This window comes from Natronosalvus halobius (genome assembly GCF_024138145.1).
GTDB lineage: Archaea > Halobacteriota > Halobacteria > Halobacteriales > Natrialbaceae > Natronosalvus > Natronosalvus halobius.
Map to the genome: position 1 here is coordinate 2,518,614 of NZ_CP099997.1, position 24,155 is coordinate 2,542,768.

A 24,155-nucleotide genomic window follows, 5' to 3' on the forward strand; every position below is an offset into this window, starting at 1 on the left:
ATGACCGGGTCGAATCCCTTCGTAGACGACGGTAATGGCGACGGTGACGATGACGGCAACGGTGCCGAACCCGTGCGAGGGACGGGGCTCACCCCGCCCGTCCGGACGCTCTCACTGCGTGCCTGTCCACGTCCGGACGACTCGTTTCCGGTCGCCCTCTGTCGGACCGTCGCGACGACCGTCGACGCCGACTCGAGCGTCGCGGCCGAGGCGCCAGCGCTCGAGCCCCTGGCCAGCGCACTGATCGCCCTCGAGGGGTACGTCCGGTTGCGACGCGCGACGCTATCGGAGAGAACCGACGACCGCGAGACGGCGCTACTGGCGAGCGATTACCTGTTCGCTCGCGCCCACGGCGCGGTCGGGACGGCCCCGCTCGACGCCGAGCGAGCGCTCGCGAGCGTTCGTGCGTTCACTGCCGCCTCGAGCGAGTTACCTGCGGCGATCGGTCGTAGCGAGAGAGCGGGCGACGAGGAGGTGGAAACGGAATCGGAATCAAAATTAAAATCAGAATCGGAATCGGCATCGGAACCGGAACCCGAACCGACTGTCGAAACAGGCCCACTAGCCGTCCTCGCCGGCTGTGGCTGCGTCCTGGGCGCCATCGTCGGTGACCGATCCGACGCGGCCGACCCGCTTCGAGCGTACGGGCGCCAACTCGGAACCCTCCTGGACGCCGTCCCGGGCGGGTCGCTCGACGAAATCGCGAGCCCACCCGAACGCCTCGCTCGAGACCACCGAAAGACGGTCCGCCAGGCGATGATTCGTGGTCTCCAGGGCGAAGTGATCACTGGTTCGCTCCCCGACGACCCCCGTCTTCGGACAGCGCTCGTCCCACGGCTCGAGGCGGCGATGACCGCCCACGAACGCCTCGCCGATCACCTCGACGAGACCGCGCTGGGTCGGCTCGAGCGACCGCTTCGTTGGCTCGAGGCCGAACTGGGTCGTGGAAATGGGTTCGAAGCGACTGAGGGCCGGCGTGACTGACCGCGACCGTTGCCGGTCTCTGGGAAGAACTGAGCCTCACCTAGTGGGAGTGCCCAGTACAGCGAAGACGTTGATCGACTGAGTTGCAGCATCTACTAGGGCTTGAAATTCAGTTGCGTGGAAGAGAATTTTTATCGCAAATCAAACTGCGGACCAAATGTCAGAAATATCCCATTATGCTGACGAGGGCACGAAACTGACGACGCTCGGGCTAACTGACAGTCACGAACAAACCTGGATTGGACTGGAAACGGTGAATACCCTTATACGATCCACCGTCGCAGTTGAATCGCCCCATCAGCGGGGGAGAACACCATGAATCGACGCCAGCTACTACAGGCAGCGGGCGGGATCGCGGGAGCAAGCATCTTGGGGACGTCAGGCGTCCTCGCACAGCAGGACCAGGGGGGCCAGGGGCGCGACAATCGCCGCCGACGCGACGCCGAACTCCTGGACGACGTGACGGTCGAAGCCAAAACGTCCGACCCTGAAGCGTCGAACTTCGAGGAGGAGTTCACCTACTACGTCGTTCGATTCGCGGGAGAGTACACCTTCGAAGAGTACCGCGAGCCCGCTCGCACTGGGCCCGACGTCTATGGACTAGCGGGGAGTGGGAGCGCGTTCTGGTTCGGCGTCAGTGCCCCGGACGGAGACGGTATTCAACACGAAATCCAACACCGCGGACAGGCAGTGCTCTACCTTACCGACGACGAGGGGAACTGGTACGAGGTGCGGGCCCGGTTCGATGGCCAGGGCAATCTCGTCAACGTGAACGGCGTCTCTCCGTAATCCAGTTCACTGGTCCCCGTTTACGAGAATAACCGGATGAGGGTTCGGAGGAACTACGCTAAAGATCACTTCGCATGTATGAAGACTGGTTGATAGAGGTGTCACCGTGACGAGCGCGGCTCCCCGGCTACACCCGCCCTCTGGAACGACGAAGGCAAGCGGGTCAGACAACTCCGTGAGACGTACTTCACGGCGACGCGCCGCCTTCAGAAACGCGTCGCTCACCCACTGTTCGAACTAAACTGAACGACAGCTATATGGAAAAGAAACGGGAAGTAATGCCAGTGAACCGGAGACAGTTCCTGGCCACTATGACCGGCAGTTCGATCGCCATTGCCGGCTGCACGCAGACCGAGACGGACGTCCCAGGGCTCGAGCCGGAACGGGAACTGTGGTCGTTTCAATCAATCGACCAGCAACGCGTCTCGGCGACGCCTGCTGTCCGCGAGGGTCGGGTCTACGTTGGAAGCAACGATCACAACGTCTATTCGCTGGCTGCGGATACCGGTCGCGAGATCTGGCGGTTCGAAACGGGCGATGAAGTGAAGTCTTCGCCAGCGATCGACGATGAAACACTGTATATCGGAAGTCTCGACCACCATCTCTACGCACTCGGACTCGACGGCACCGAACGCTGGTCCGTCGAAACGGGAGACGAAGTGCATGCGTCGCCGACGGTCACAGCGGATCGGGTACTAATCGGGAGTCGGGATTCGTATCTGTACGCGCTCGAATCGGATCGTGGTGAGGCGATATGGCGGAGGCGTATTGGCGGTATTGTTCTATCGAAACCGACAGTCGACTCCGAGGAAGTCTACATCGGCGGTGGGGACGGCGATCTCGTCAAGTTGCACCGGGACGATGGCACGATCGGGTGGCGGGTCCCAACCGACCACCGGGTTTCAGTCACGCCGACTATCGCTGGCGATCGGGTCCTCTTTGCCGACCACGGCGATGCCGATCAGGGTGGCCGCGTGTACGCTGTCTCCCGGGCAGACGGGGATCCACTGTGGACGAAAGAAGTGGGCGAGGGTGTCGCCTCCTCACCGACGGTCCACGACGGGACTGTGTACTTCGGCAGTTGGGATACGAACATCTATGCGGTCGATCTCGAGACGGGAGAGTCAACGTGGGAGGTTGACGCGTACGGTCACGTGAGTTCGTCGCCGACGATCGCGGACGGCGTCCTCTACATCGGTGATTCGTGGGGCATCGTGTACGCACTCGACCCGCAGACGGGTGAGGCCCACTGGCGATTCGAAACGGGAAACGCCGTGAACGCCTCGCCCACGATCGTCGATGGCGTCGCGTACATCGCGAGCAACGACGGCCACGTGTACGCACTCGACGTAACGTGACTCCCGATCCGACCATTCGGTCGGGCTGCCGTCTTCCGCTCTGGTTCATGGCACCGAACGCGACGCACCGATGCACGACCTCGAGGTGATCTCGAAGGCCAGCCCGCTACCGGTCGCGCCGTAACGAAACGGTCACACCCGAAAACCGGCCGTATTCTACGATAACCATCCGGTAAATGTCCTCGAGCAACGGCTCTCGCTCGTGCCGCCGATACTCGAGTTGGTGACCTGGGAGAACGTCCGTCCAGGGCTCTCTCGGTGGCCCCCTCACGACGTGTGACAGTTATTTTCGGCTGACGAAGGAATACCCAATTCCGAGTCAGCCACCTCTGGATTTGGGTATTGGAGAGTCATCGAGAGTCGCCGAACGCTGGTTCTGCGAGGGCTCAACGCTCGCCGAGCACGGCAGCACCGTCACTGACTGGTGTCGTATTGCTCAATACCATCACCTCGCGACTCGCCGATCTCGGGGGCTGTATCGTCGGGTTCATCGTCGATGATCTCCTCGAGCATTCGGCTCCTGGAGGCGGGATGATTCGACGCTGTCAAACAGCACGAACGACTACCAGTCGCTAATGGATATTCGGTTCCTGGGCGGTGCAGGAGAAGTCGGTCGGAGCGCAATCCTCGTCAACGACCGGCTCCTGCTCGACTACGGGATGAAGTCGGGGAACCCGCCGCAGTTCCCGGGCGACGTCGACCCCGAGGCGGTGGTGGTGAGCCACGGCCACCTCGACCACGTGGGAGCGATCCCCTCGCTTCTCAGTGGCGGCGCCCGACCGCCGATTCACTGGACGCCACCGACGCGTGATCTCGCGTTGACGCTCGCACGGGACACGCTGAAACTGCACGGCGGGACGATGCAGTGTCCGTTCACCGAGACGGACGTCCAGCGCGTGACGCAGGTCTCGAAGACACATGGCTACCGGGAGCCGTTCGAGGTCGCGGGTCACGAGGTGACTTTCTTCGACGCCGGCCACATTCCAGGGAGCGCTCATGTGCTCATCAGCGAGGGGCGAAGCCCCTCGAGCAATCGGACGGCGTCCGATGTCGACGATCGCGAGACCCGACTGCTCTACACCGGCGATTTCCACACGGACGATCAGCAGCTCGTGTCCGCGTCGACTGCCCGCCCCGACGCGGACGCAGTGATCTGTGAGAGCACGTATTCGGACGTCGAACACGACGTTCGGGGTGAAGTCGAAGAGCGGTTCGCCGAAAGCGTCGAGCGAACACTCTGGGAGGGCGGGACCGTCGTGGTTCCCGCGTTCGCTATCGGACGGACCCAAGAGATGATGCTGGTATGTGACGCGTACGACATCCCCTGTTACGTCGATGGAATGGGGAAGCGAATCGCGGAAATGCTGATGCATCATCCTGGGTTCGTCCGCGATGCAGACGCACTCCAGCAGGCGAAATCTCACTCGCGATTCGTTACCGGACAGGACGGCCAGCGCAAACGCATCGCGGATCAGAACGCGGCGATTATAACGACCAGCGGGATGCTCCACGGCGGCCCCGCGATGACCTACGTCCCCGCGATCCGGGGCCACCCGGCGAACAAGATCGCCATGACGGGCTACCAGGTCGAGGGGACCCCCGGCCGGGACCTCCTCGAGACCGGCAGCGCCGAAATCGACGGCCGGGTGATGCCCGTCAGCGCCCAAGTCGAGCAGTACGACTTCTCGGCCCACGCCGACCGGGCGGGGCTCGAGTCGTTCCTCGAGTCCTACCGCGATTCACGGGTGCTCGTGAACCACGGGGACCGCTGTGGCTGGTTCGCCGAGGAACTCCGGGCCGACGGCTTCGACGCGTCCGCCCCCGATCTGGGCGAGCGCGTAGTCCTCGAGTAGAAAGAGTGTGAACTGCTCGGTCGACCTCCAGAGATCACTCCTCGGACTCGTAGGGTTCGCCGACGGAGGAGGGAACCTGCGTCTTCCCCCAGCCCGTGAGGACCACGATGACGACGACGTACGGAAGCAGCCCCAGCAGCTTCGAGGAGGCCTCGATGTTGAGCGTCTGGAACTGGCCTTGCAACATGTCGACGCCGCCGAAGAGGAGGGCGGCCGCCGCCGCTCCGAGCGGGTTGTAGTTGCCGAACAGGTAGGCGACGATGCCGAGCCAGCCGCGACCATCGACCATCGTCTGCCCGGTCCCGATGAACGACGAACTATGTGCGAGAAGCACCGCACCGCCGAGGCCGGCCAGCCCACCGGAGAAGATCACCGTCGCGTAGCGGACTCGATTGACGTCGATACCGGCGGTGTCGAGCGCCTCCGGATTCTCGCCGGCTGCCTGAATCCAGTAGCCGTACTGCGTGCGGTAGAGGAAGACCCACGCCCCGACCGCGACGAGAACGGTGAGCCAGACCAGCGGCGACTGGTCGAAGACGACCCGACCGAGGAAGGGAATCTCGCTGAGTCCCGGAACCGTCAACCGCCCGACTCCGGGGAGGCGCGGACTGTTTCTGCTCCCCCAGATGACGGCCGCCGTGAACGGCACGAGCCCGAGGCCGATGAACCAGACCCCCAGCCCGGCCACGATCTGATCCGCCTTGTACCGGATCAACAATACGGCGAAGAGCACGGCCAGCCCCATCGTGAGCAGGACCGAAATAACGATCCCGACCCAGGCGTGGACGGCCCCGCCGGCGCCGACGAAGTACGTCGCGGCGGCGGCGAAGAAGGCGCCGAAGATCATGAACCCCTCGAGGCCGATGTTGAACACGCCGCTTTTCTCCGCGTACAGCCCGCCAATCGCCGCGAGCGTGATGGGGGCGGCCATCTCCATCGACCGGGCGACGTAGCCCGGCGTCACGATGCTGGCGAGGGTCTCGAGGCCGTCGGACAGCACCTCGGCGAGCGGAACGTCGAAGACGACGGCCCCGACGACCCCGAGGGCTGCCAGCATGACGAGCACGAGGCCGACGAGTCGGACGCCGCGGTGACGAGCGTACTCGAGGCTGTCGAGGCCGCTCATCGGTCGTCACCACCGAGACCGGCTCGTTTGGCAGCCATTCGGAACAGCTCCGGTGCGGCCACGAAGACGATGACGATGCCGACGATGCCGTCGATCAACTGGACGGGCACGTCGCTGTAGGTCTGGATGTACGAACTCGACGAGTTGAGCCCGCCGAACAACAGCCCAGCCGGCAGGACGCCGAGCGGATTGTTCGCGGCGAGCAGGCTGACGGCGATTGCGTCGTAGCCGTAGGTGTGGATGCTGGCCGGTTCGATGAACCGCCCCTGGAACATGATGACGTAGACCGCGCTGGCGAGCCCGGCGACGGCCCCGGAGAACGTCATCGTCGCGACGATCGTCCGTTTCGCATCGACGCCAGAGTACACCGCCGCCCCGGCCTGGTAGCCGCTGGTCACCATGTCGTACCCGATCCCCGTCCGCGTCATCGCGATAGCGACGACCGCGACGAGTGCGAGCGTCAGGACGAGACCGATCACCGAGAACCCCGAATCGCCGAAGACGATCGGCGGGAGGCCGACGTAATCCGGGAGCCGTTCGGTTTGGACGTTCGTCGATCCCTCCGCCCGGAGCGGGTTCGTGAGCAGCCAGCTGACGACACCGATCGCGATGAAGTTCAACATGATCGTCGTGATGATCTCGTTCGCGTCGGCGTACGCCTTCAACACACCGGGAAGCGCTCCATAGAGGCCGCCACCGACGGCGGCGGCGACCGTCCCAATGAGCATCAACCCGATTCCACCGACGGTCCCGGTCGGCAAGAACGGGGCCGTCCAGAGGATCGACACGGTGCAAAACAGGCCGCCGACGACGAACTGTCCCTGCACGCCGATGTTGAACACGCCGGCTCTGAACGCGATCGCCACGGCGACGCCCGTCAGAATGAAGAACGTCGAGAGCCGCAACGTCCGCGCCAGGATGCGCTCGCTGCCGAGCGCGCCGACGATCAGGTTGTTCAGGAATAGTATCGGATTGTATCCGGCGGCAGCCACGATCACCAGGCCGATGAGAATCGCCGTCGTGACCGACGCAAGGGCGATTCCGAGGCGTTCCAGGACCGTCGCCTGGAGGAGTCGACCGGCGACGCGATCCGCCATCGAACGGGGACCGCTCTGGTCGGCCGAGCTCATGGCTGGACCTCGCTGTCGGGCTCCGACAGCTCGTTCTGGTCGACGAGGCGCTGGCCCGCCATCAGGAGACCGAGTTCCTCCTCGGTGACCGCGGCTGGATCGACGGTGTCGATGAACGACCCCTCGTACATGACCGCGGTTCGGTCCGAGAGCTTCTGGATCTCCTCGAGCTTCGACGAGACGAGAACGATTGCCAATCCGTCATCCCTGAGTTCGATCAACCGATTGTGAATGAACTCGATCGACCCGATGTCGACGCCGCGAGTCGGGTGCGAGGCGATCAACAGCGATGGATTATGTCCGACCTCTCGGCCGACGATGAACTTCTGCTGGTTCCCGCCAGATAGCGACGCCGCCCTGGTGTCGGCGTCGGGCGGTTGGACGTCGAACTCCGCGATGATCTCCTCGGTGTGATCACGGACGTGCGCCCAGTCGATGAACCCGTTTTTCGCGAACGGCTCGATGGTCTGGTTGCCGAGCAGTCCGTTCCGGACCAGATCGTAGTCCATCACCAGCCCCTCGGCGTGGCGGTCCTCGGGAATGTAGGCGATGCCCGCCTCGATGCGGTCGCGTCGCGACAGCGTGGTGATGTCGTCGCCGTCGAATCGGATCGCTCCCGAATCGGGCGTCCGGAGACCGGTGAGGGCCTCGACGAGTTCGGTCTGGCCGTTTCCCTGCACGCCGGCAATGCCGAGGATCTCGCCCTCCCGAACCTGGAGGTCGACCCCGGAGACCTTCTCGAGGCCGCGGTCGCCCGTGACCCGTATCCCCTCGACCTCGAGGAGCGGTGATCCCGGTTCGGTTTCGCGAGGCTGACGATCGAACAGCACCTCGCGACCGACCATCATCTGGGCCAGCTCCTGCTCGGAGGTGTCCGAGGCGGGGACGGTGCCGACCGCCTTCCCGTCGCGGAGAACGGTGATGTCGTCGGCGATCGCCATGACTTCGTCGAGCTTGTGCGAGATGAAGATGAGCGAGCGACCGTCCGCTCTGAGGTCTTCCATGACGGCCATCAGCCCGTCGACCTCCTGTGGCGTGAGGACGGCCGTCGGCTCGTCGAGGATGAGGACGTCCGCTCCCCGGTAGAGGCTCTTGACGATTTCGACGCGCTGTCTCGTCCCGAGGTCGAGGTCCTGGATCGGGGTGTCGAGGTGGTCGGCGACCTCGAACCCGTAACGGTCGCTGATCGCCTCGATCGACCCTCGTGCGGCCTCCTCGTCGACGAATCCGTTCTCGACGGGTTCGTGGCCGAGGATGACGTTCTGGAGGACGGTCATCGGCTCGACGAGCTGGAAGTGCTGGTGGATCATGCCGATCCCCGCGTCCATCGCGTCGCGAGGCGTGTCGATCGTCCGTTCCTCGCCGTCGATGGCGATCGTCCCCTCGTCCTGATCGTAGAGTCCGTAGAGCACGCTCATGAGCGTCGTCTTCCCCGAGCCGTTTTCGCCGAGGAGAGCGTGGATCGAGCCGGCCTCGAGCGTGAAATCGACGCGCTCGTTGGCGACGACGTCGCCGAACCGTTTCGTGATCCCCTCGAGTCGGACGGCCGGTGGTGAGTTGTGCGAAGTCATGAAGTAGTCAAAGATGTGAGAACGGAAAACCTGACTGCACGGTCGTCTCGTCGACTAGCATCCAGTCGGTCCGCACTCGAAGTCGATCTCGCCGTCGATGATGGCCTGCTTTGCGTCCTCGATATTCTGGTCGAGGGAGTCGGGCATGCTATCCTCGAACGCCTGCCCAGTCACCCAGTCGATCTGTCCACCTTCGGTCGAGAGGTTCTGTTCGCCCTGGACGCTCTCCCACTCGTCGTTGACGACGGCTCCGGCGACCTCGTAGGTGGCCTCGTTGAGGGCTTTGATGGCCGAGCCAAGGATCACGTCCTGATAGCTGTCGAACGCGACCGACTGGTCGCTGTCGACGCCGAGCGCGAATCGGCCGTTGTCTTCGGCGGCCTGGAACGCCCCTTCGCCGGCGGCCGAGGCCGCGTGCCAGACGATGTCGGCCCCGCTCTCGATCTGCGAGACGGCCTGGTCGTTGACCCCCGAGGGGTCGTTGAAGCTGCCGCCGTAACCGGTGAGCACCTCGATACTGTCGTCGACCCAGTGGACGCCCTGTTCGTACGAAACCTGAAACGCCTCGATCAGCGGGATTTCCTCGCCACCGACGAAGCCGACGACGCTCTCGTCGGGATTGGTCGAACTCCCCTCGTGTTCGACCTCCTCCTGGGTCAGCGTTCCGGCGCCGACACCGGCGAGGAACGACATTTCGTTGTTCATCTCGATCCACCCCGAGACGTTCTCCGCCTCGACGACGTTGTTGATGAGCATCCAGTTCACGTCCGGGTACTCCTGGGCGTTCTCCTGGAGCGGCTCAGTGTGCTGGTCGGCGACCAGGACGATCAGATCCGGCTCGGATTCGGCGGCGTCAGCCTGGCGCTGGCCGTACTCGCCCTGGTTGGTCTCTTCGATCGTATTGACGTCGATGTCCCACTCGTCGGCTGCCTCTTCCAGTCCTTCGAGCGCGTTGTCGTTGAACGCCTGGTCGTCGAAGCCCGCTGGGCTCGAGATAATGGTCATCTGATACTCGGCGTCGCCTCCCATATCCCCGCCGATACACCCGGCGAGGGCCATCCCACCGACGACCGCCCCCGATCGAAGAACGGAACGCCGATCGACCGGTACGGTTGTATCGCGCGACTCTCCAGACCCATCACGTCCACCAGTCCTGGAAAACATATCACTACCAGATATGGGACTCCTACTATAAAATCATTTAGACCCAACAGGTCACTATTGCCGTTAAAAGCGCCGTATGGGGCAGAATCCAGATTGTATTTTGTAATTTATATCCTGGTTCATCGAAATAGTGTAATATATATTTAAATGGTTGGTCGTCAGGTGCAGTTGAGGGCGGGCCGACAAAAACGGACTGGACATCAGTACCATCAGGGGACCGGCCGTTCGTCACGTGAGTTCCACTAGTGCTTGATAGGGATCGGTGTGGTGGCTTTTCAGATGACCACGCGTAAACGACCCCCTCATTCACCGAGACACGCACGCCGATCCTCAAGTTCCGGCGAGCAACACGGTGAGCACTGATGGGGCGCGTCCTCGTCGCGTACGGCTCGACCGAGGGCCAGACGGCCGCCATCGCCGACCGGATCGGTGACGTACTCGCCGACGCCGGCCACGACCCGCTCGTGATCAGCACGAAACACCCGCCGCCGGAGATCGACATCGCGCGCTACGACGGAGTCGTCGTCGCCGCCTCGGTCCACATGGGCGACCACCAACCAGACGCCGTGTCGTTCGTCCGCGAAAACCTCGACGCGCTCGAACGCATCCCCTCGGCGTTCGTCTCGGTTAGCCTGACAGCAGCGACCGACAGCGAGGACGCTGACCGGACTACGAACGAGTACGTTCAGGATGTCCTCCAGGAGACCGGGTGGTCGCCGACGCGGACCCACATCGTCGCCGGTGCGCTGAAATACCGCGAGTACGGACTGCTCACGCGCTTCGTCGTGCGCCGCATTGCCGGCAAGGAGGGACTGGCGACCGACACCAGCCGAGATCACGAGTACACAGACTGGGACGACATCGAGGCGTTTGCCGGCGAGTTCGCGACGCTTGTAGACGATCATAGTTCGAACGCCTCGTAACTATTCATAACCGGACTGAGTATCCGGAAGAACGGTGAAGACGTAAGTTGGAGGCGGAACTAGGAAGACGTGTTTGAGCGGTCGGTGGGAACTCGAGATAGCGGTCAGTCACTGATAGTCGTCACTAGCGGGGAGAAGATGAGTAGGGAGTGGTTCGAAAACGTGGCGGAGATCGCCCGCTCAAATATTCATAATCGGTTTCAGTCTTGCGGTTTTCAAGTTGGTAGCCACTCGAAAGTGAAGCGAGACGAAGAGTGACTCGAATTGGGATCTCGAAATTGGGTTCGGCGGTGTCGAGCCTTCTCTGCGGAGATCACGTTCACCTGCTCGAATCGAACGGGTGGGCTCTCAGCAGGCTGTCTGAAAGTTCATAATCGGTTCTCTGCTATCGGTTTTGAGAGTAGAACCAGCACTGTAATAGCCAGGAAGGCCGAGACGGCCTTTGAGAGAGAAAACGCGTACTATAGGGAATCTCGTTGGCGGTCATGCCTGTATGGCTGCTCGAGGCTTGGCTCTACGCAGCGAGTGCCGGCCACGAGACGGCTGCGCTCACCGCCTACTCTGTGTACCCGCCTCGAGAAAGGTAGATGCGCCCCAAACTGCCCGAGAGGCCCCATATTCGGAAATTGGGGTTGGGGCCACGTTCTTGAAGGAGCACTTTCCTATGTACGCTCCCCCTCGACGATCTTCATAATTGGCTTCGAGTCAGGGTCCGTAACGACTCTTCCGGACGTATTGCCCAATTATGAGTGAATTGAAGCGCGATAAGTCCAACCTCGCAAGCGCTGAGGTCCGGCTGAGACGTCAACCACGATTATAGCGGCAACTGTACCGATGCCGACAGCGATTGCGAACCCAGCGGCGCAAATGACAGGGGTGGGCTGCACCGGGCCGCCAAACCTGAGGACGACACCGGTTAGCCAATTCAGGGCGGAGACCGCTGGCAGCGCTACTACAAACCCAAGAAGTCGCCGACCAACCACAACGCCCTGGCCAGCGACCGCGATAAGTAGCAGCGACGAGGGGAGTCCAACAGCCAACCCAGTGACGACGCTCTGGTGCCCCGAAAACATTTTTCCGGCCGTCCGATGTCGAGCGCGTATGGATCCCGACGACAAGAACGCGGACGACGCGAAGGCGACCGACCTCGAGTTGAGCGACACCGAGAAGGACGCCCTCCACGACCTCCAGCTCGCGGTCGAACACCTCCACCGGGGCTACGGCGCCCTGCTCGAGTGTCACCACGAGGTCGGCCACGCGATGGATCAGATCGCCGACGCCGAGGACCGCCTCCAGGAGGCGGGCCACGAGACCTGGGCGAACGATCTCAGGAACGAGTACCTGCCCGCCGGTTCGGTGGGCGACCGGTGGACCTACGAGTTGATCGAGGAGTTCTCCGACGGGTTCCTGCGAGAGCTCACCGACTTCGAGGCGACCGTCCGGGACGAACTCGCCGACGGCCAGGGACACGTCACCGAGCGCGAACAGCAGCGACGGTGGCGCGAGCGAGCCGAGGGATGGGAATCGGGCTAACTCGAGGTTGAGAAGTGGGAAAACCGGAACGCGAGCGAACGGACTGCGGCGGGGCTAATCGGGTGCTGAAAGAGAGAAGCTGTCGGCGATAGCGACGGCAGACGCGAACTCAGTCGTCGGCGGGTGCCGCCCCGGAGCCGCCCTCGGCCTGGGCCTTCGTCCAGGCGAGTTTGCCGCCGGCAGCGAGGATGTCGCGCTCGCGCTCGGAGGCGTTCAGCGTGGCGGTGAACTCCTCCTCGCCGTTGACGCGAACGGTGAACTCCTCGGCGCCGCTCGAGACGGCTTCCTCGACGTCGTCGACGATCTCGATGTCGTCGCCCTGGTCGATGGCGTCGTAGGTCTCCTCGTCGATGGTCAGCGGGAGCAGGCCGAAGTTGAAGAGGTTCGCGCGGTGGATCCGGGCGAAACTCTGGGCCAGCACGCCGTCGACCCCCAGGTACATCGGGCACAGGGCCGCGTGCTCGCGCGAAGAGCCCTGGCCGTAGTTCTCGCCGGCGACCAGGAAGCCGCCGTCGGACTCGAGTGCACGCTGGGCGAAGGTGTCGTCAACGCGGCTGAGCGTAAATTCGGAGAGTTTGGGGACGTTCGACCGGTACATCAGGATGTCCTGGGTCGCGGGGATGATGTGGTCGGTCGTGATGTTGTCCGCCATCTTCAGCAGCGCCGGGCCCTCGAGGTCGGCCTCGAGGGGGTCCTTGAGGGGGACGTCGCCGATGTTGGGCCCCTTGATGAGTTCGTCGTCGACGGCCTCGTCGGGGCTGATGAGGTCGGCTTTCGAGGCGTCGTAGGTCTCGGCGAGTTCGAAGCCGGGGTCCTCGAGGTCGCCGAGTTCCTCGGCCAGGTCGCGCGGGTCGACGATTTCGCCTTTGAGTGCCGCGGCGGCGGCGACCTCCGGGGAACAGAGGTAGACGTTGTCGTCTTCGATGCCCGAACGACCCTCGAAGTTGCGGTTGAACGTCCGCAGGCTCACGGAGTCGGAAGCGGGCACGTGGCCGATGCCGATACACGCACCACAGGTCGCCTCCGAGAAGTTGACGCCGGCGGCCATCATCTCGGCGACCCAGCCCTGGCGGGCCAGCAGTTCCGAAGCCTGCTTCGAGCCGGGGGCGACGATCATCTCGGTTGTCTTGTTCACCTCGCGGCCCTCGAGCATCTTCGCTGCGGGGAGGATGTCCTCGAAGGCGCCGTTGGTACAGGAGCCGACGATGACCTGATCGACGTCCGTTCCCGCGACCTCGCTGACGGGCACGACCTTGTCGGGCATCGACGGTTCGGCGATCAGCGGCTCGAGATCCGAGAGGTCGAGGACGATCTCGTCGTCGTACTCGGCGTCGTCGTCGGGCTGGAGTTCGACGTACTCCTCGCCGCGACCGACGCGCTCGAGGTAGTCTTTGGTCTGCTCATCGGTCGCGAAGATCGAACTCGTCGCACCGAGTTCCGTCCCCATGTTGGTAATCGTCATCCGCTCGGGGGCACTGAGGCTCTCGGCACCGGGGCCGGTGTACTCCAGGATCTTGCCGACGCCGCCCTTGACGGTGAGTCGGCGGAGCATCTCCAGGATGACGTCTTTCGCGGTGGCCCACTCGGGGAGTTCGCCCTCGAGGCGGACGTTGACGACCTCGGGCATCTCGATGTAGTAGGGGGCGCCGCCCATCGCGACGGTGATGTCGATCCCGCCGGCGCCGATGGCGAGTTCGCCCAGCCCACCCGGCGTCGGGGTGTGACTGTCCGAGCCGAGCAGGGTCTTGCCGGGGGCAGCGAAGTTCTCGCGGTGGACGTTGTGGCAGATGCCGTTGCCGGGGCGAGAGAAGTGGGCCCCGTAGGTGCCGGCTGCAGAACGCAGGAATCGGTGGTCGTCGGTGTTCTTGAAATCGAACTGGTAGGTCTGGTGGTCACAGTACTGGGCGGCCAGTTCGGTCTGGACCTCGTCCAGTCCCATCGCCTCGAACTGGAGCCAGACCATCGTGCCGGTCGTGTCCTGTGTCAGCACCTGGTCGATCTCGATCCCGATCTCCTCGCCGGTCTCGAGATCGCCCTCGACGAGGTGGTCGTCGAGAATTTTCTCGGTGAGCGTCTGTCCCATAGCATCCCAAACTGGGCTATCCTGCCTGATAAATCCAGCGTGTTTCCGGGTGGGTGAGCGTCCAGAACATGGTTGTAAAACGGTTTATACAGAATTGAGGAGAATACCTGACCCTTCAGGGTCAGGATGAATCCGACAACTCCTACACAGTCCACCGTCGATAGCAAGGCCGGATATTCCACGTCAACCGATACTATTAACAAAAAGGCGTTCATAACCACTTATGAAGCCAGAAATGAGTCGAACCGTCCGAACGTTCGAGGCGACGATTACGAACCAGCGACAGGTCCGTGACGACCTCGACCAGCTTGGATGGGCCGCCTCAAAGCTCTGGAACGTCGGTCGCTACTACGCACAAGAACGGTGGGATGAAACGGGCGAGATCCCCGATGACGGGGAACTCAAAGCCGAACTCAAAAGGCACGAACGCTACACGGACTTGCATTCTCAATCCAGTCAGCGCGTTCTCGAAGAACTCGCTGAAGCGTTCAACGGCTGGCTCGGCAAGCGTCGTAACGGCGACGACCGTGCCCGACCGCCCGGCTTCCGTAAAAACGGAGACTCCCACCCACGTTCAACCGTGTCGTTCAAAGCGGCTGGCTTCAAGCACGACGCACAGTTCACCCGTGTCCGCCTCTCAAAAGGCCGTAACCTCAAAGAACACCGGTCAGACTTCATCTTGTGCGAGTACCAGACGCGTCCTGATGTTGACCTGACCGAGTGGGACATTCAACAGGTTCGCGCCGTCTACAAGCGCGACGAGTGGCGACTCCAATTCGTCTGCCGAACCACCATCAACCCGGAACCGCCGGGCGACGAAGTGGCCGGTGTTGACCTCGGGATATGCAACTTCGCCGTTGTCTCGTTCGGCGGCGAGTCGGTGTTGTACCCCGGTGGCGCACTCAAAGAGGACGAATACTACTTCACGAAGAAGAAAGCCAAGTGCGACGATTCCTCATCCCGAGAGGCCACTCGTCTTGATCGGAAGCGGACTGGTCGTCGGACGCACTTCTTGCATACCCTCTCGAAAGCAATCGTGGAGGAGTGTGTCGAACGGAGTGTCGGGACGCTTGTCGTTGGCGACCTCGGTGGTATCCGAGAGGACGACAAAAGCGGTGAGGTCCGCAACTGGGGCGACCACGGCAATCTCGACTTGCACGGATGGGCGTTCGACCGGTTCACAACGCTCCTTGAGTACAAGGCGGAAGCCGAAGGTATCGACGTGGAGTTGGTGTCCGAACGCGATACGTCGAAGTCGTGTTCGGCGTGCGGCCACACAGACGATACTCAGCGCGTCGAACGCGGGTTGTACGTGTGTGAGGAGTGTGATACGGTTGCGAACGCGGACGTGAACGGTGCGGAGAATATTCGGCAAAAGGTACTCCCGAGTCTTGCCTACGATGGGGGAGATAGGGATAACGGCTGGTTGGCACAGCCAGCGGTTCACCTGTTCGACTGTAGTGAGGGCCGCTTCGCCCCACGAGAACAGGTTGCTAACCGCGAACCCTAATATCCCAACTCAGCGGTGCGGTGCCGTGGGATTCCTGCGTCTTCAGGCGCGGGAGGATGTCAATCTGCAATAATTGCGCTCACAGGTATGCGTTCGAGACAGTAACGAGAAACTGGCACTCGAGTTCGTGTGCATATTCTTCCAGATGCGTCTCCGACGTCGTCGAGCGTGGAAGGCAAGAATTGCCGCAGTCTACGACGAGAATCAGTAGCTATACAGCCCCAGATAGATCAGCTACCAACATGAACGGCGATCGAGTTGGCAGCGTACTCGAAGGCGCGGTCGATCGCTGGACCGAACTCGATACCGACTGGCAGGGCGTGGTCGTCGGCCTGGTGATCGTCGCCCTCGTCGGCGGTTTCGGCGTAGATGTCGCATGGTAGCGGCCGTCGCCAGAACGCTGCCCGGCCTGGTCGTGCTCTGTCTCGGAGCGGTACTCGCTCGCGGCCTCTCGACGCTCGCAGGGCCGAACGAGTTGCTCCTGGCGATTGCCCTCGGGGTCGTGCTGGCGAACGGAGTCGGCGTTCCCGATCGGCTCCGTCCAGGACTGGCGACCCACAAGATCTGGCTCGCCGCGGGAATCGTGTTGCTCGGCGCGTCGGTGACCCTCGAGTCGATCCTCGAGACGGGGGCGACGGTCCTCTTGTTGCTGGCCGCGACGGTGACGCTGACCGTCCTCACCGTCGAGGCGATCGCTCGAACCGTCGGCGGACTCCCGGAACGCTTCGGGTCGTTGCTCGCGGCGGGTGCCGGAATCTGTGGCGTCTCCGCCGTCGTCGCCGTCGGCGGCGGAATCCGCGCCCGGGAGACCCAGATCGCCTACGCGGCGGGCGTCGTATTACTGGTCGACGCGATCACGCTCGTCGTCTACCCGATCGTCGGCTCCGTGCTCGAACTCTCCGGACAGGTCTTCGGCGTCTGGGCCGGCGTCAGCATGCTCTCGACTGGTCCGGTGGTCGCCGTCGGGTTCGCCCACTCGGAGACCGCCGGGCAGTGGGCGACGATGACGAAACTCGCTCGCAACGCCCTCATCGGCGTCGTCGCGGTCGGCTACGCGAGCTACTACGCTCGCCGGAACTCCGGCGAATCGACGTCCCTGGGTCTGCTGTGGTCGAACGTCCCAAAGTTCGTGCTGGGGTTTCTCGCGCTCGTCGCGCTCTCGAGCGCGGGCGTCTTCTCGCCGGCCCAGCAGGAGTCGCTCGCGAATGCGGTCGACTGGCTGTTCCTGCTCGCGTTCGTCGGCCTCGGGACGGAGATCCGGGTGGCGGACCTCAGGCGAGCTGGCATCACTCCCGCGCTCGTCGTGATCGCCGCGGTGATGATCGCGAGCGTGGTGTCGCTCGCGGTTGCACTCGCGGTGTTGTGAGCCGCGTCGGTGGCTCGAGCGGAACTAGAGGTTCAGGACTACGAGGACGAACTGGCACGCGACGATCACGCCGAGGGTCGCCAGTACGCAGGCGTCGTAGACGAGCCGGAACTCGTCGAACTCGTCGACCGCTCCTCGGCGCACCAGCCAGGTTCGGAGCCACCGGGCGCCGACGTACAACCCGATCAGTGCCACGGGAAACGCGACCAGGACGCCCAGCGTCGGCGCATATTCGGGACCGTAGTAGGTGCCGATCGTCCACCGAATTCGGACGGTGTCCGCGAGGTGCCCGTACGAGACGGCGCTCAACGCGACGCTCGCGAGGACGATCACGAGACCACCGAGTGAGAGCGGTCGCGCGCGTTCGAGGTTCGAGCCGTCCGGTCGGCCAGGGGTAGTCGTGACCATGGCGTTTTTCGAGACGGTAAGGACCAGTATAACGGCTCGAGCACGGCTTCAGACTCTGTAGTCGTGGGAAGTTCTATACGAGTGTAGGCTCGAAATGATGCCATCGTGAGTGAGGATGCGGACGCCGACGCCGAGGATGACGCGGACGTCGAGCGACTCGCGACCGTGCTCGAGGATCCGACAACGCGGACCATCCTCACCGAGACGAGCCAGGAACCACTGTCGGCGAGAACCCTGAGCGAGCGGTGTGGAGTCTCCGAACCCACGATCTACCGTCGGCTCGAGGACCTTCGCGAGTGCGACCTGCTCGTCGAGCGGACGAAACCGGACCCCGAACGCGGCCACCACCGAACCATGTATTCGACGAACTTCGAACGACTCACGGTCGAACTGCGCGACGGACACCTCGAGTTGCGGGTCGACCGCCGCGAGGACCCCGCGGACCGATTCACGCGGCTGATCGAGGGGATGTGAGATGGCGTTCCAGCCGCTCCAGTTGTGGGATCCGGCGATGCCGCCGGACTGGGTGATCGCGTTCCAGCAGGTGACGCAGATCGTGAGCGTGCTCATCGGCGTGTTCATCGCCTACCAGGCCTACCGCGGCTACCGACGCAACGACAGTCGACCGATGCTGTTTCTCGCGCTCGGGTTCGTCCTCGTGCTCGCCGTGCCGTTCAGTCTCTTCGTCCTGTACGCCGCGATTCCGGGAATCCCCCAATCCGCCGTCGTCGTCGCCTCACAGTCGAGCCAGGTGACGGGTCTGCTGGCAATCCTCTACGCTCTCTGGATGCCGACCGGAGGAAGAGGGTAAGGTTGAACTCGAGGCCGCCTACTGAAACCGCCGCCCAAGAACGACCCCCAGAGCGACGGCGACGATCGCCGCCCCGACGCCGAATCCCGGTACGGACTCAGCCCCCTCCGAAACCCGAGACTCGATCCCGGACTCGACGGTTACCGTCACCCGCTGGTCGCCGGCCCCAATCTCGTGGCGCCCGCGATCCTCGAACGACAACGTCGTCTCGACGGTCGTCGACTCGCCCGGTCCGAGGGTGACGGTCTCCTCGGCGGCCACGCCGTCGACGGTGCGGATCTCGACGGTCGTCCGCCCGACCCGAGACTGCTCGTTCTCGACCGTCGCCGTCACCGTGATCTCCTCCCCGCGTTCGACCCGGTCGGGGCTGGCCTCGAGGGCCGTCACCGTGAGGTCGGCGGGGTCGACGACGTCCACGACGAACGGGTCGTCACCGACGTGGAGCGCGTATCGACCGGCCGACTCGGGCGTCCAGGACAGGCGTTCGACGGTCGCCTCGCCGGACTCGAGGCGACCGGTCGCTTCGGCCGCAATGGTGTCGTCGACCAGGACGGTCGCCCGGTAGGGCCCCTCCCGATCGCCGCGATTGTCGACCGCGACCGGGAACGTGACCGTCTCGCCCACGACGAGCGTCCGGGGAACGCCGTCGGTAGTCGTCTCGCGGAGGCCCTCGATTTCGACTCCCTCGCCGTCGGCGAGTCCGTACGTCATCACCGGCGTCGGCTGGTCGAACGCGTCGGCGTGCTCGAACCGGTTCCAGGTGTTGGGGGCCGCCGCCGTCCGCGCGTAGGTCTCGGCGAACTCGCGAACGTCGCTCCCGCCGCGGTCCTCGAGGTCCGCGAGCCAGTCCTCGAACGTGGCCGTCTCGCGCTGGTTCTGTGCCCGGAGGACGTCCTCCATGGTCGACTCGCCGTCGCTCTCGAGGCGCAACTGGCGGTCGATGGCGCCGTAGACGAGCGGTCCCTTGACGTAGTCGGTGAGCGGGTCCTGCCAGGTGCCGGGGTCCGTGAGGACGCCCTCGGCGTATGGCGAGTCCCGGCCCTCGCCGAGCGAGCGTCGGAACGTCAGGTAGTCGAGGTCGCCGCGTTCGTAGGTGAGCAGGCTAGCGTAGTACTCCGCCTGGGCCTCGACAAGCCAGCCGCTGGCCCGGTCCAGATTCGAGCGGGCGAACCGCTGGCGGGTGTGGACGTACTCGTGGAGCCAGACGCTGCCCGCCACGTCGAGACGGGCGTCGTCGCGCACCCAGGCGTCGCGCTCGCCGTACTGGATGCCGTTGGCGCCCCACTCGACCGACCCCGTGGGCGCGGCCACGATCATTACCTCGTTGTGGCGGTTGCCGACGCGAAGCTCCTCGCTGGCGTGAGCGAGCGCCTCGAGCACGTCGCCGGGCGATTCCTCGAGGTCTGCGGCCTCGGGCACGACGAGGCGGATGGTCTCGCTTCCGGCGGTCGTCTCGTGGACCTCGTTGGCCCCGAAGAACGCGACGTGTTTCCCGGCGACTCCCTCACCGGCGACGGCGACCTCGCGGTGGACGTCGACCGACGAGCGTTCTCGCCAGGCCAACTGGAGTTGCGGCGTCGCGACGATGCCCCACTCGCCGGTTTCGACGAACGTGTAGCCGCTCCCGTCGTGGCCGTGGCGACCGACGTCCGTCCGGTTCGCCGGGAGCCTGAGCGTGAGTTGTGGCGAGCGGCCCTCGTGGTCGCTCTCGGCCCACCGGTAGGCGCCGTCGTCGGTCTCCTCGAAGTTGTTCGCCTCCAGGACGGTCGCCTCGGATCCGGGCGTCACCGTGAGCCGGGTCACCGGCTCCGGCACGTCGTAGGTGACGACCGCCTCGAACTCGCCGGGACGGTCGGGTCGCTGCTGGAGGACGACGGATTCGCGAATCAGGTCGGGCTCGGCACTCACACTCGAACTGGCGTTCACGTTCGCGCCATGGGTTTCGAGCGATGGAGACGGCGAAGCGGGCGCAGGGCTGGCGACGAATGCACCCGCACCGACGCTCGCGGGAACGCTTCCGAGGACGATTACCATCAGGAGGGCAGCGACGAACCGGCGTGTCACACGTCTCCTTCTCTGCCGCGCGAGCAAGACTGTTCTGGCTTCCTGACGTTCAGTCGATATACGTTCTGGCATCCTGGCGGTCCATCGACGAAAGCCGGGCTGTTTTCGTTCCCGGGGGCGTAGCCCGCGCCGTGTACGAGCGACCAGTCACCGTCCAAACGGGCAGCGAGTCGGAGGGCCGTCCGTGACCGATCGCCGTGTCCGACGGGCGACGCCGGACGACGCCCTGGCCGTCCGTCGACTCGTCGACGGCGCGTTGCTCGAGGTCGGTGACGTCGAGTCCCGGATCGACGACGGTGACGTCCTGGTCGCGACGGAACCGCGGCCGACGGCCGCAGGCGAGACGCGACGAGTCCTCGGCGCGGTCGTCCTCGAGACGCCGGTTCGAGGCGAAACGAAGGGGGTACACGTCGCCGCAATTGCCGTCCACCGGCGCCACCGCGGCCGCGGCATCGGGACCGACCTGCTCGAGACGGCGCTCGAGCGAGCGGGCGCGCTGACGGCGAACTTCGACGCGGACGTGCGGCCGTTTTACGAGTCGCTCGGCTTCGATGTCGAATCGATCGCGGAGGGGCGGTATCGTGGAGTGCAACGACTCGAATCGGGGACGGAGCGCCAGGACGACGAACGTGGTCGGTCGTGAAGAGCGGAAACGGACGCTCCGAGTGCCGTCGTCGAATCCACTCTCGGCAGCCGAAGGCGTCTCGATCCGGGTGCTCGCCGTTGGAGATGCCGGACGCAGATTTATACCGGCGAACGTGGTAGGTGGCCCCGGTATGAACCCCAGACAACTCCTCACCGGCAATCCGAAACGGAGCTCGATGCTCTACCTCGGAATCGGCGCCATCTCGCTGCTGAAAGCGCTGGCAGTCCGCAACGACAAGCGGCGCTTCAAACGCGAACTGCTCGACGCCGCCCTGTTCCTCGGCGTCGGGATCGCACTGCACAAGTACGGCAGCCTCAGAGAGCAGAAACAACAGGAACTGCGCGAATCCGTTCCCGACGTGCTCCTCCAGGCGCTCGAGGGCGAGGGGAGCGGCGACGACTTCGCGTCGATGGCCAAGAAACGACTCGGCCGGGAGTCGGAACCGGAGCCCGAACCCTCGCTGCGGGATCGAGCGACGGGCTTCGTCCGCTCGTAGGCTCGTAGACTCGTAGGCTCGTAAGCTCGTAAAAGCGTAGAATCGCCTCGAGCAAGGACCGAAAGCGTACCATCGTTTTTCAGACTTCGACGAGCTTTGAGGTGCCCCCATCGACCTCGCCGTCGTGAGGGGCGAGGCTCGCACCGTCGAGTCGACGGACGCGTTTTTGGAAGAGGCCCCGGGGCATCACGATAGCAGTTGTCCTGAGTGGAAAGAGCGTTCGACTCGGGCCCCTCGAGAACCCTGTCGATGGCGATTTCGAGATGCTTCAGGACGTCTGCGAGCGGGGGCTACCCGGATATCGGCTCGAGTTCGGCCGTGAAGTGACGGAGTTCGGGCACCTCGGGTTCGCGCTTGATCTCGAGGCCCGTCGTCTCGTCGGCGCGCTCCAGGACGGCCGCCGCGGTGTCGGCGACGTGTTCGAAGTGCTCGTGGTGGTAGGTCCGGCGGGGGACCGCCAGTCGGACGAGTTCCGGGCGGTCGGTGCCGGGGAACGCGAAGCTTCCGAGTTCGACACCGCGAACGCCGCCCTCGCGGTAGAGTTCACAGACCAGCACCTGTCCGGGGAAATCACTTGACTCGAGATGTGAGAAGACGGCCGCGGCGTCGAGGTAGACCGCGTGGCCCCCGGTGGGAGTGTAGACGGGGACGCCGCGATCCTCGAGCAAGGTTGCGAGCGTCCGAATGCCTTCGATGCGGTCGGCGACGTAGGCCTCCTCGATGGCCTCGCGGAGGCCGACCGCCAGGGCCTCCATGTCCCGCCCAGCCATGCCGCCGTAGGTCGGGAAGCCCTCGTAGAGGATCGCCCGCTGTTTGCAGCGGTCGGCCAGCGCCTCCTCCCGGGTGGCGACGAACCCGCCGACGTTCGAGAGGCCGTCTTTCTTGCCGCTCATCACCAGCGCGTCGGCGTAGCCCAACTGCTCGCGAGCGACGTCGGCGACCGACGCCTCGGCGTGGACAGCCTCGCGCTCGGTGATGAAGTAGGCGTTCTCGGCGAAGCGACAGGCGTCGATGACGAACGTGGCGTCGATCTCGTCGGCGAATTTGGCGACCCGACGGGTGTTCTCGACGCTCACCGGCTGCCCCGCCGCCGAGTTGTTCGTGATCGTCTGGATCACCACGGGGACGCGGTCGGCCCCGACCTTCTCGACGACCTCGCGGCCGCGCTCGATCGAGAAGTCGCCCTTGAAGTCGCCCGGGGCCCCGGGGTCGGTCGCTACCTCGACCGGGCAGTCGACCGGGTCGGCACCCTGGTTGGCGACGTGGGCCCGCGTCGTGTCGAAGTGCGTGTTGTTCAGGGCGACGTCACCCTCCTCGAGCAGGGTGCCGTAGAGGACGTTCTCGGCCCCGCGCCCCTGGTGGGCGGGGACGACGTGGGGAAAGCCCATGACCTCCTCGACAGCCGCCTCGAGTCGTCGGAAGCTCTTCGATCCGGCGTAGGATTCGTCGCCACGAAGCAGGGCTGCCCACTGGTCCTCGCTCATCGTTCCCGTCCCGCTGTCGGTCAGCAGGTCGATGAAGACGTCCTCGGCGTCGAGATTGAAGACGTTGTAGCCCGCCTCCTCGAGTGCGCGCTCGCGCTCGCCGCGCGACGGGAGGTCGATCGGTTCGACCATCGTCGACTTGTAGTGTACCATATCCAGTTCTGGGGCGTGGCGACAGTTCAATCCATCTGCGGGTTTCTGGGGATCAGTCGCCCCGAACGTACACCGGGAGACGAATCGGGGCTTCGAGGCACGTCCTGGAGTCGCCGGAGGTGACCTGGTCGGCACGCTCGAAACGACGACCAGTCGAGCCCGGAGTAGGGACCAGCGATCAGGGCTCGAGACGGTACCGGACCGTCCGCGCGCCGTCGAACCGGGGGCCCGACCCGGTGTCGCCGAAGCCGAGTTCCTCGGCGGCCTCCTCGACCGCTCCGTGGCCGTCCGGAACGAGTACCTCGACGGCCATCCCTTCGCACTCGGCGAAGCGAACGGGTTCGGCCAGCAGGCGCTCGCAGGCGGCCTCCGTGCCGTCGATCTGGGTGACGTGGACGGTGTCGCCCTGGGCGTCGAAACTGACGAACCCGAGGAGGTCTTCGGGATCGGACTTGCCGTACTGCGAGGCGTCCGCGTCACTCGCGTCGTCCGCAGGTGGGACGTCGGCGTTCGGGTCGTGGGTACCGTCCTCGGCCACGCGCACCGTCCGGTCGTGGACGAGGTTCCGGGCCACGTCGGTCGGAGCGTCGGCGATGGCGGCAATCGCGTCGGCGTCGGCCTCGAGGGCATCCCGTACGTTCATTACTGTTTGTCAATGCCACGCACGAATATAAATCCGACGAGCCACGAGCCCGTCGCCCCA

General features: G+C 64.3%; 22 protein-coding genes and 1 pseudogene. 14 read left to right on the top strand and 9 right to left on the bottom strand.

Features of this window, described 5'->3' with window-relative positions; translation table 11 throughout:
- The 5 genes and pseudogenes from NGM15_RS12320 (at nucleotide 1) to NGM15_RS12335 (ending at nucleotide 4,984) form a co-directional block, all read left to right on the top strand.
- Nucleotides 1–984: a polyprenyl synthetase family protein gene (locus tag NGM15_RS12320; RefSeq protein ID WP_253431367.1), complete on the top strand. Its 984-nt coding sequence runs from the start codon at nucleotides 1–3 to the stop codon at nucleotides 982–984.
- A 315-nt stretch (nucleotides 985–1,299) separates the two neighbouring features.
- Nucleotides 1,300–1,773 carry a hypothetical protein gene (locus NGM15_RS12325; RefSeq protein ID WP_253431369.1) on the top strand — a complete coding sequence of 158 codons (474 nt, stop codon included), beginning with the start codon at nucleotides 1,300–1,302 and terminating at the stop codon, nucleotides 1,771–1,773.
- 99 nt (nucleotides 1,774–1,872) lie between these two features.
- Nucleotides 1,873–2,010 (top strand): annotated as a pseudogene (locus NGM15_RS18920) (RNA-guided endonuclease TnpB family protein); the annotation flags it as partial.
- 74 nt (nucleotides 2,011–2,084) lie between these two features.
- Nucleotides 2,085–3,131 (top strand): outer membrane protein assembly factor BamB family protein, encoded by a 1,047-nt coding sequence (locus tag NGM15_RS12330; protein WP_253431370.1) that lies wholly within the window; start codon nucleotides 2,085–2,087, stop codon nucleotides 3,129–3,131.
- A gap of 575 nt (nucleotides 3,132–3,706) precedes the next feature.
- Nucleotides 3,707–4,984, top strand: a complete 1,278-nt coding sequence (locus NGM15_RS12335) for an MBL fold metallo-hydrolase (protein ID WP_253431372.1) — start codon at nucleotides 3,707–3,709, stop codon at nucleotides 4,982–4,984.
- 34 nt (nucleotides 4,985–5,018) lie between these two features.
- Here the strand turns inward: NGM15_RS12335 and NGM15_RS12340 are convergent, their stop codons facing one another.
- The 4 genes from NGM15_RS12340 to NGM15_RS12355 are packed head-to-tail and all read right to left on the bottom strand — an operon-like array spanning nucleotide 5,019 to nucleotide 9,975.
- Nucleotides 5,019–6,110: an ABC transporter permease gene (locus NGM15_RS12340; protein WP_253431375.1), complete on the bottom strand. Its 1,092-nt coding sequence runs from the start codon at nucleotides 6,108–6,110 to the stop codon at nucleotides 5,019–5,021.
- A complete protein-coding gene (locus tag NGM15_RS12345; RefSeq protein ID WP_253431377.1) occupies nucleotides 6,107–7,240 on the bottom strand; it encodes an ABC transporter permease in 1,134 nt (377 codons plus the stop codon). The genes NGM15_RS12340 and NGM15_RS12345 overlap by 4 nt, the downstream gene beginning before the upstream one ends.
- Complete coding sequence (locus NGM15_RS12350) at nucleotides 7,237–8,811, bottom strand: ABC transporter ATP-binding protein (RefSeq protein ID WP_253431380.1); 1,575 nt, start codon at nucleotides 8,809–8,811, stop codon at nucleotides 7,237–7,239. Before NGM15_RS12350 ends, NGM15_RS12345 begins: the two co-directional genes overlap by 4 nt.
- 54 nt (nucleotides 8,812–8,865) lie before the next feature.
- Complete coding sequence (locus NGM15_RS12355; protein WP_425494446.1) at nucleotides 8,866–9,975, bottom strand: BMP family lipoprotein; 1,110 nt, start codon at nucleotides 9,973–9,975, stop codon at nucleotides 8,866–8,868.
- Between the two features lie 362 nt (nucleotides 9,976–10,337).
- On the opposite strand from NGM15_RS12355, the gene NGM15_RS12360 reads away from it, so the two are divergent.
- Nucleotides 10,338–10,898, top strand: coding sequence for a flavodoxin domain-containing protein (locus NGM15_RS12360; protein WP_253431386.1), 561 nt, complete (start codon nucleotides 10,338–10,340; stop codon nucleotides 10,896–10,898).
- Between the two features lie 1,101 nt (nucleotides 10,899–11,999).
- The gene (locus NGM15_RS12365) at nucleotides 12,000–12,431 is read left to right on the top strand and encodes a hypothetical protein (RefSeq protein ID WP_253431389.1); all 432 of its coding nucleotides are present in this window, start codon (nucleotides 12,000–12,002) and stop codon (nucleotides 12,429–12,431) included.
- Between the two features lie 109 nt (nucleotides 12,432–12,540).
- On the opposite strand, the gene NGM15_RS12370 is transcribed toward NGM15_RS12365, so the two are convergent.
- The gene (locus NGM15_RS12370; protein WP_253431392.1) at nucleotides 12,541–14,514 is read right to left on the bottom strand and encodes an aconitate hydratase; all 1,974 of its coding nucleotides are present in this window, start codon (nucleotides 14,512–14,514) and stop codon (nucleotides 12,541–12,543) included.
- A 235-nt stretch (nucleotides 14,515–14,749) separates the two neighbouring features.
- On the opposite strand from NGM15_RS12370, the gene NGM15_RS12375 reads away from it, so the two are divergent.
- The 3 genes from NGM15_RS12375 to NGM15_RS12385 all read left to right on the top strand — a co-directional run bounded on the left by NGM15_RS12375 (nucleotide 14,750) and on the right by NGM15_RS12385 (nucleotide 17,390).
- The gene (locus NGM15_RS12375; RefSeq protein WP_253438063.1) at nucleotides 14,750–16,024 is read left to right on the top strand and encodes an RNA-guided endonuclease InsQ/TnpB family protein; all 1,275 of its coding nucleotides are present in this window, start codon (nucleotides 14,750–14,752) and stop codon (nucleotides 16,022–16,024) included.
- 242 nt (nucleotides 16,025–16,266) lie between these two features.
- Entirely contained in the window at nucleotides 16,267–16,407 is a 141-nt protein-coding gene (locus tag NGM15_RS12380) for a hypothetical protein (RefSeq protein WP_253431393.1), read from the top strand.
- Nucleotides 16,401–17,390, top strand: coding sequence for a YeiH family protein (locus tag NGM15_RS12385; RefSeq protein ID WP_253431395.1), 990 nt, complete (start codon nucleotides 16,401–16,403; stop codon nucleotides 17,388–17,390). Before NGM15_RS12380 ends, NGM15_RS12385 begins: the two co-directional genes overlap by 7 nt.
- A 24-nt stretch (nucleotides 17,391–17,414) precedes the next feature.
- On the opposite strand, the gene NGM15_RS12390 is transcribed toward NGM15_RS12385, so the two are convergent.
- On the bottom strand, nucleotides 17,415–17,798 hold the full coding sequence (locus NGM15_RS12390; RefSeq protein ID WP_253431398.1) for a hypothetical protein: 384 nt from the start codon (nucleotides 17,796–17,798) through the stop codon (nucleotides 17,415–17,417).
- Nucleotides 17,799–17,903: 105 nt separating this feature from the next.
- Between NGM15_RS12390 and NGM15_RS12395 the strand changes: the two genes are divergently transcribed.
- The gene (locus NGM15_RS12395) at nucleotides 17,904–18,272 is read left to right on the top strand and encodes a winged helix-turn-helix domain-containing protein (protein WP_253431401.1); all 369 of its coding nucleotides are present in this window, start codon (nucleotides 17,904–17,906) and stop codon (nucleotides 18,270–18,272) included.
- Nucleotide 18,273: 1 nt separating this feature from the next.
- Nucleotides 18,274–18,609: a DUF7521 family protein gene (locus tag NGM15_RS12400; RefSeq protein ID WP_253431403.1), complete on the top strand. Its 336-nt coding sequence runs from the start codon at nucleotides 18,274–18,276 to the stop codon at nucleotides 18,607–18,609.
- An 18-nt stretch (nucleotides 18,610–18,627) separates the two neighbouring features.
- Here NGM15_RS12400 and NGM15_RS12405 read toward each other — a convergent pair whose 3' ends face one another.
- Nucleotides 18,628–20,673: a CARDB domain-containing protein gene (locus NGM15_RS12405; RefSeq protein WP_253431406.1), complete on the bottom strand. Its 2,046-nt coding sequence runs from the start codon at nucleotides 20,671–20,673 to the stop codon at nucleotides 18,628–18,630.
- Between the two features lie 184 nt (nucleotides 20,674–20,857).
- Between NGM15_RS12405 and NGM15_RS12410 the strand changes: the two genes are divergently transcribed.
- Nucleotides 20,858–21,316: a GNAT family N-acetyltransferase gene (locus tag NGM15_RS12410; protein ID WP_253431409.1), complete on the top strand. Its 459-nt coding sequence runs from the start codon at nucleotides 20,858–20,860 to the stop codon at nucleotides 21,314–21,316.
- Between the two features lie 133 nt (nucleotides 21,317–21,449).
- Entirely contained in the window at nucleotides 21,450–21,815 is a 366-nt protein-coding gene (locus NGM15_RS12415; protein ID WP_253431412.1) for a hypothetical protein, read from the top strand.
- A gap of 290 nt (nucleotides 21,816–22,105) precedes the next feature.
- On the opposite strand, the gene NGM15_RS12420 is transcribed toward NGM15_RS12415, so the two are convergent.
- Both NGM15_RS12420 and NGM15_RS12425 read right to left on the bottom strand, forming a co-directional pair.
- Entirely contained in the window at nucleotides 22,106–23,452 is a 1,347-nt protein-coding gene (locus NGM15_RS12420) for a tryptophanase (RefSeq protein ID WP_253431415.1), read from the bottom strand.
- A 178-nt stretch (nucleotides 23,453–23,630) separates the two neighbouring features.
- A complete protein-coding gene (locus NGM15_RS12425; RefSeq protein ID WP_253431418.1) occupies nucleotides 23,631–24,095 on the bottom strand; it encodes a hypothetical protein in 465 nt (154 codons plus the stop codon).
- Nucleotides 24,096–24,155: the final 60 nt, after the last annotated feature.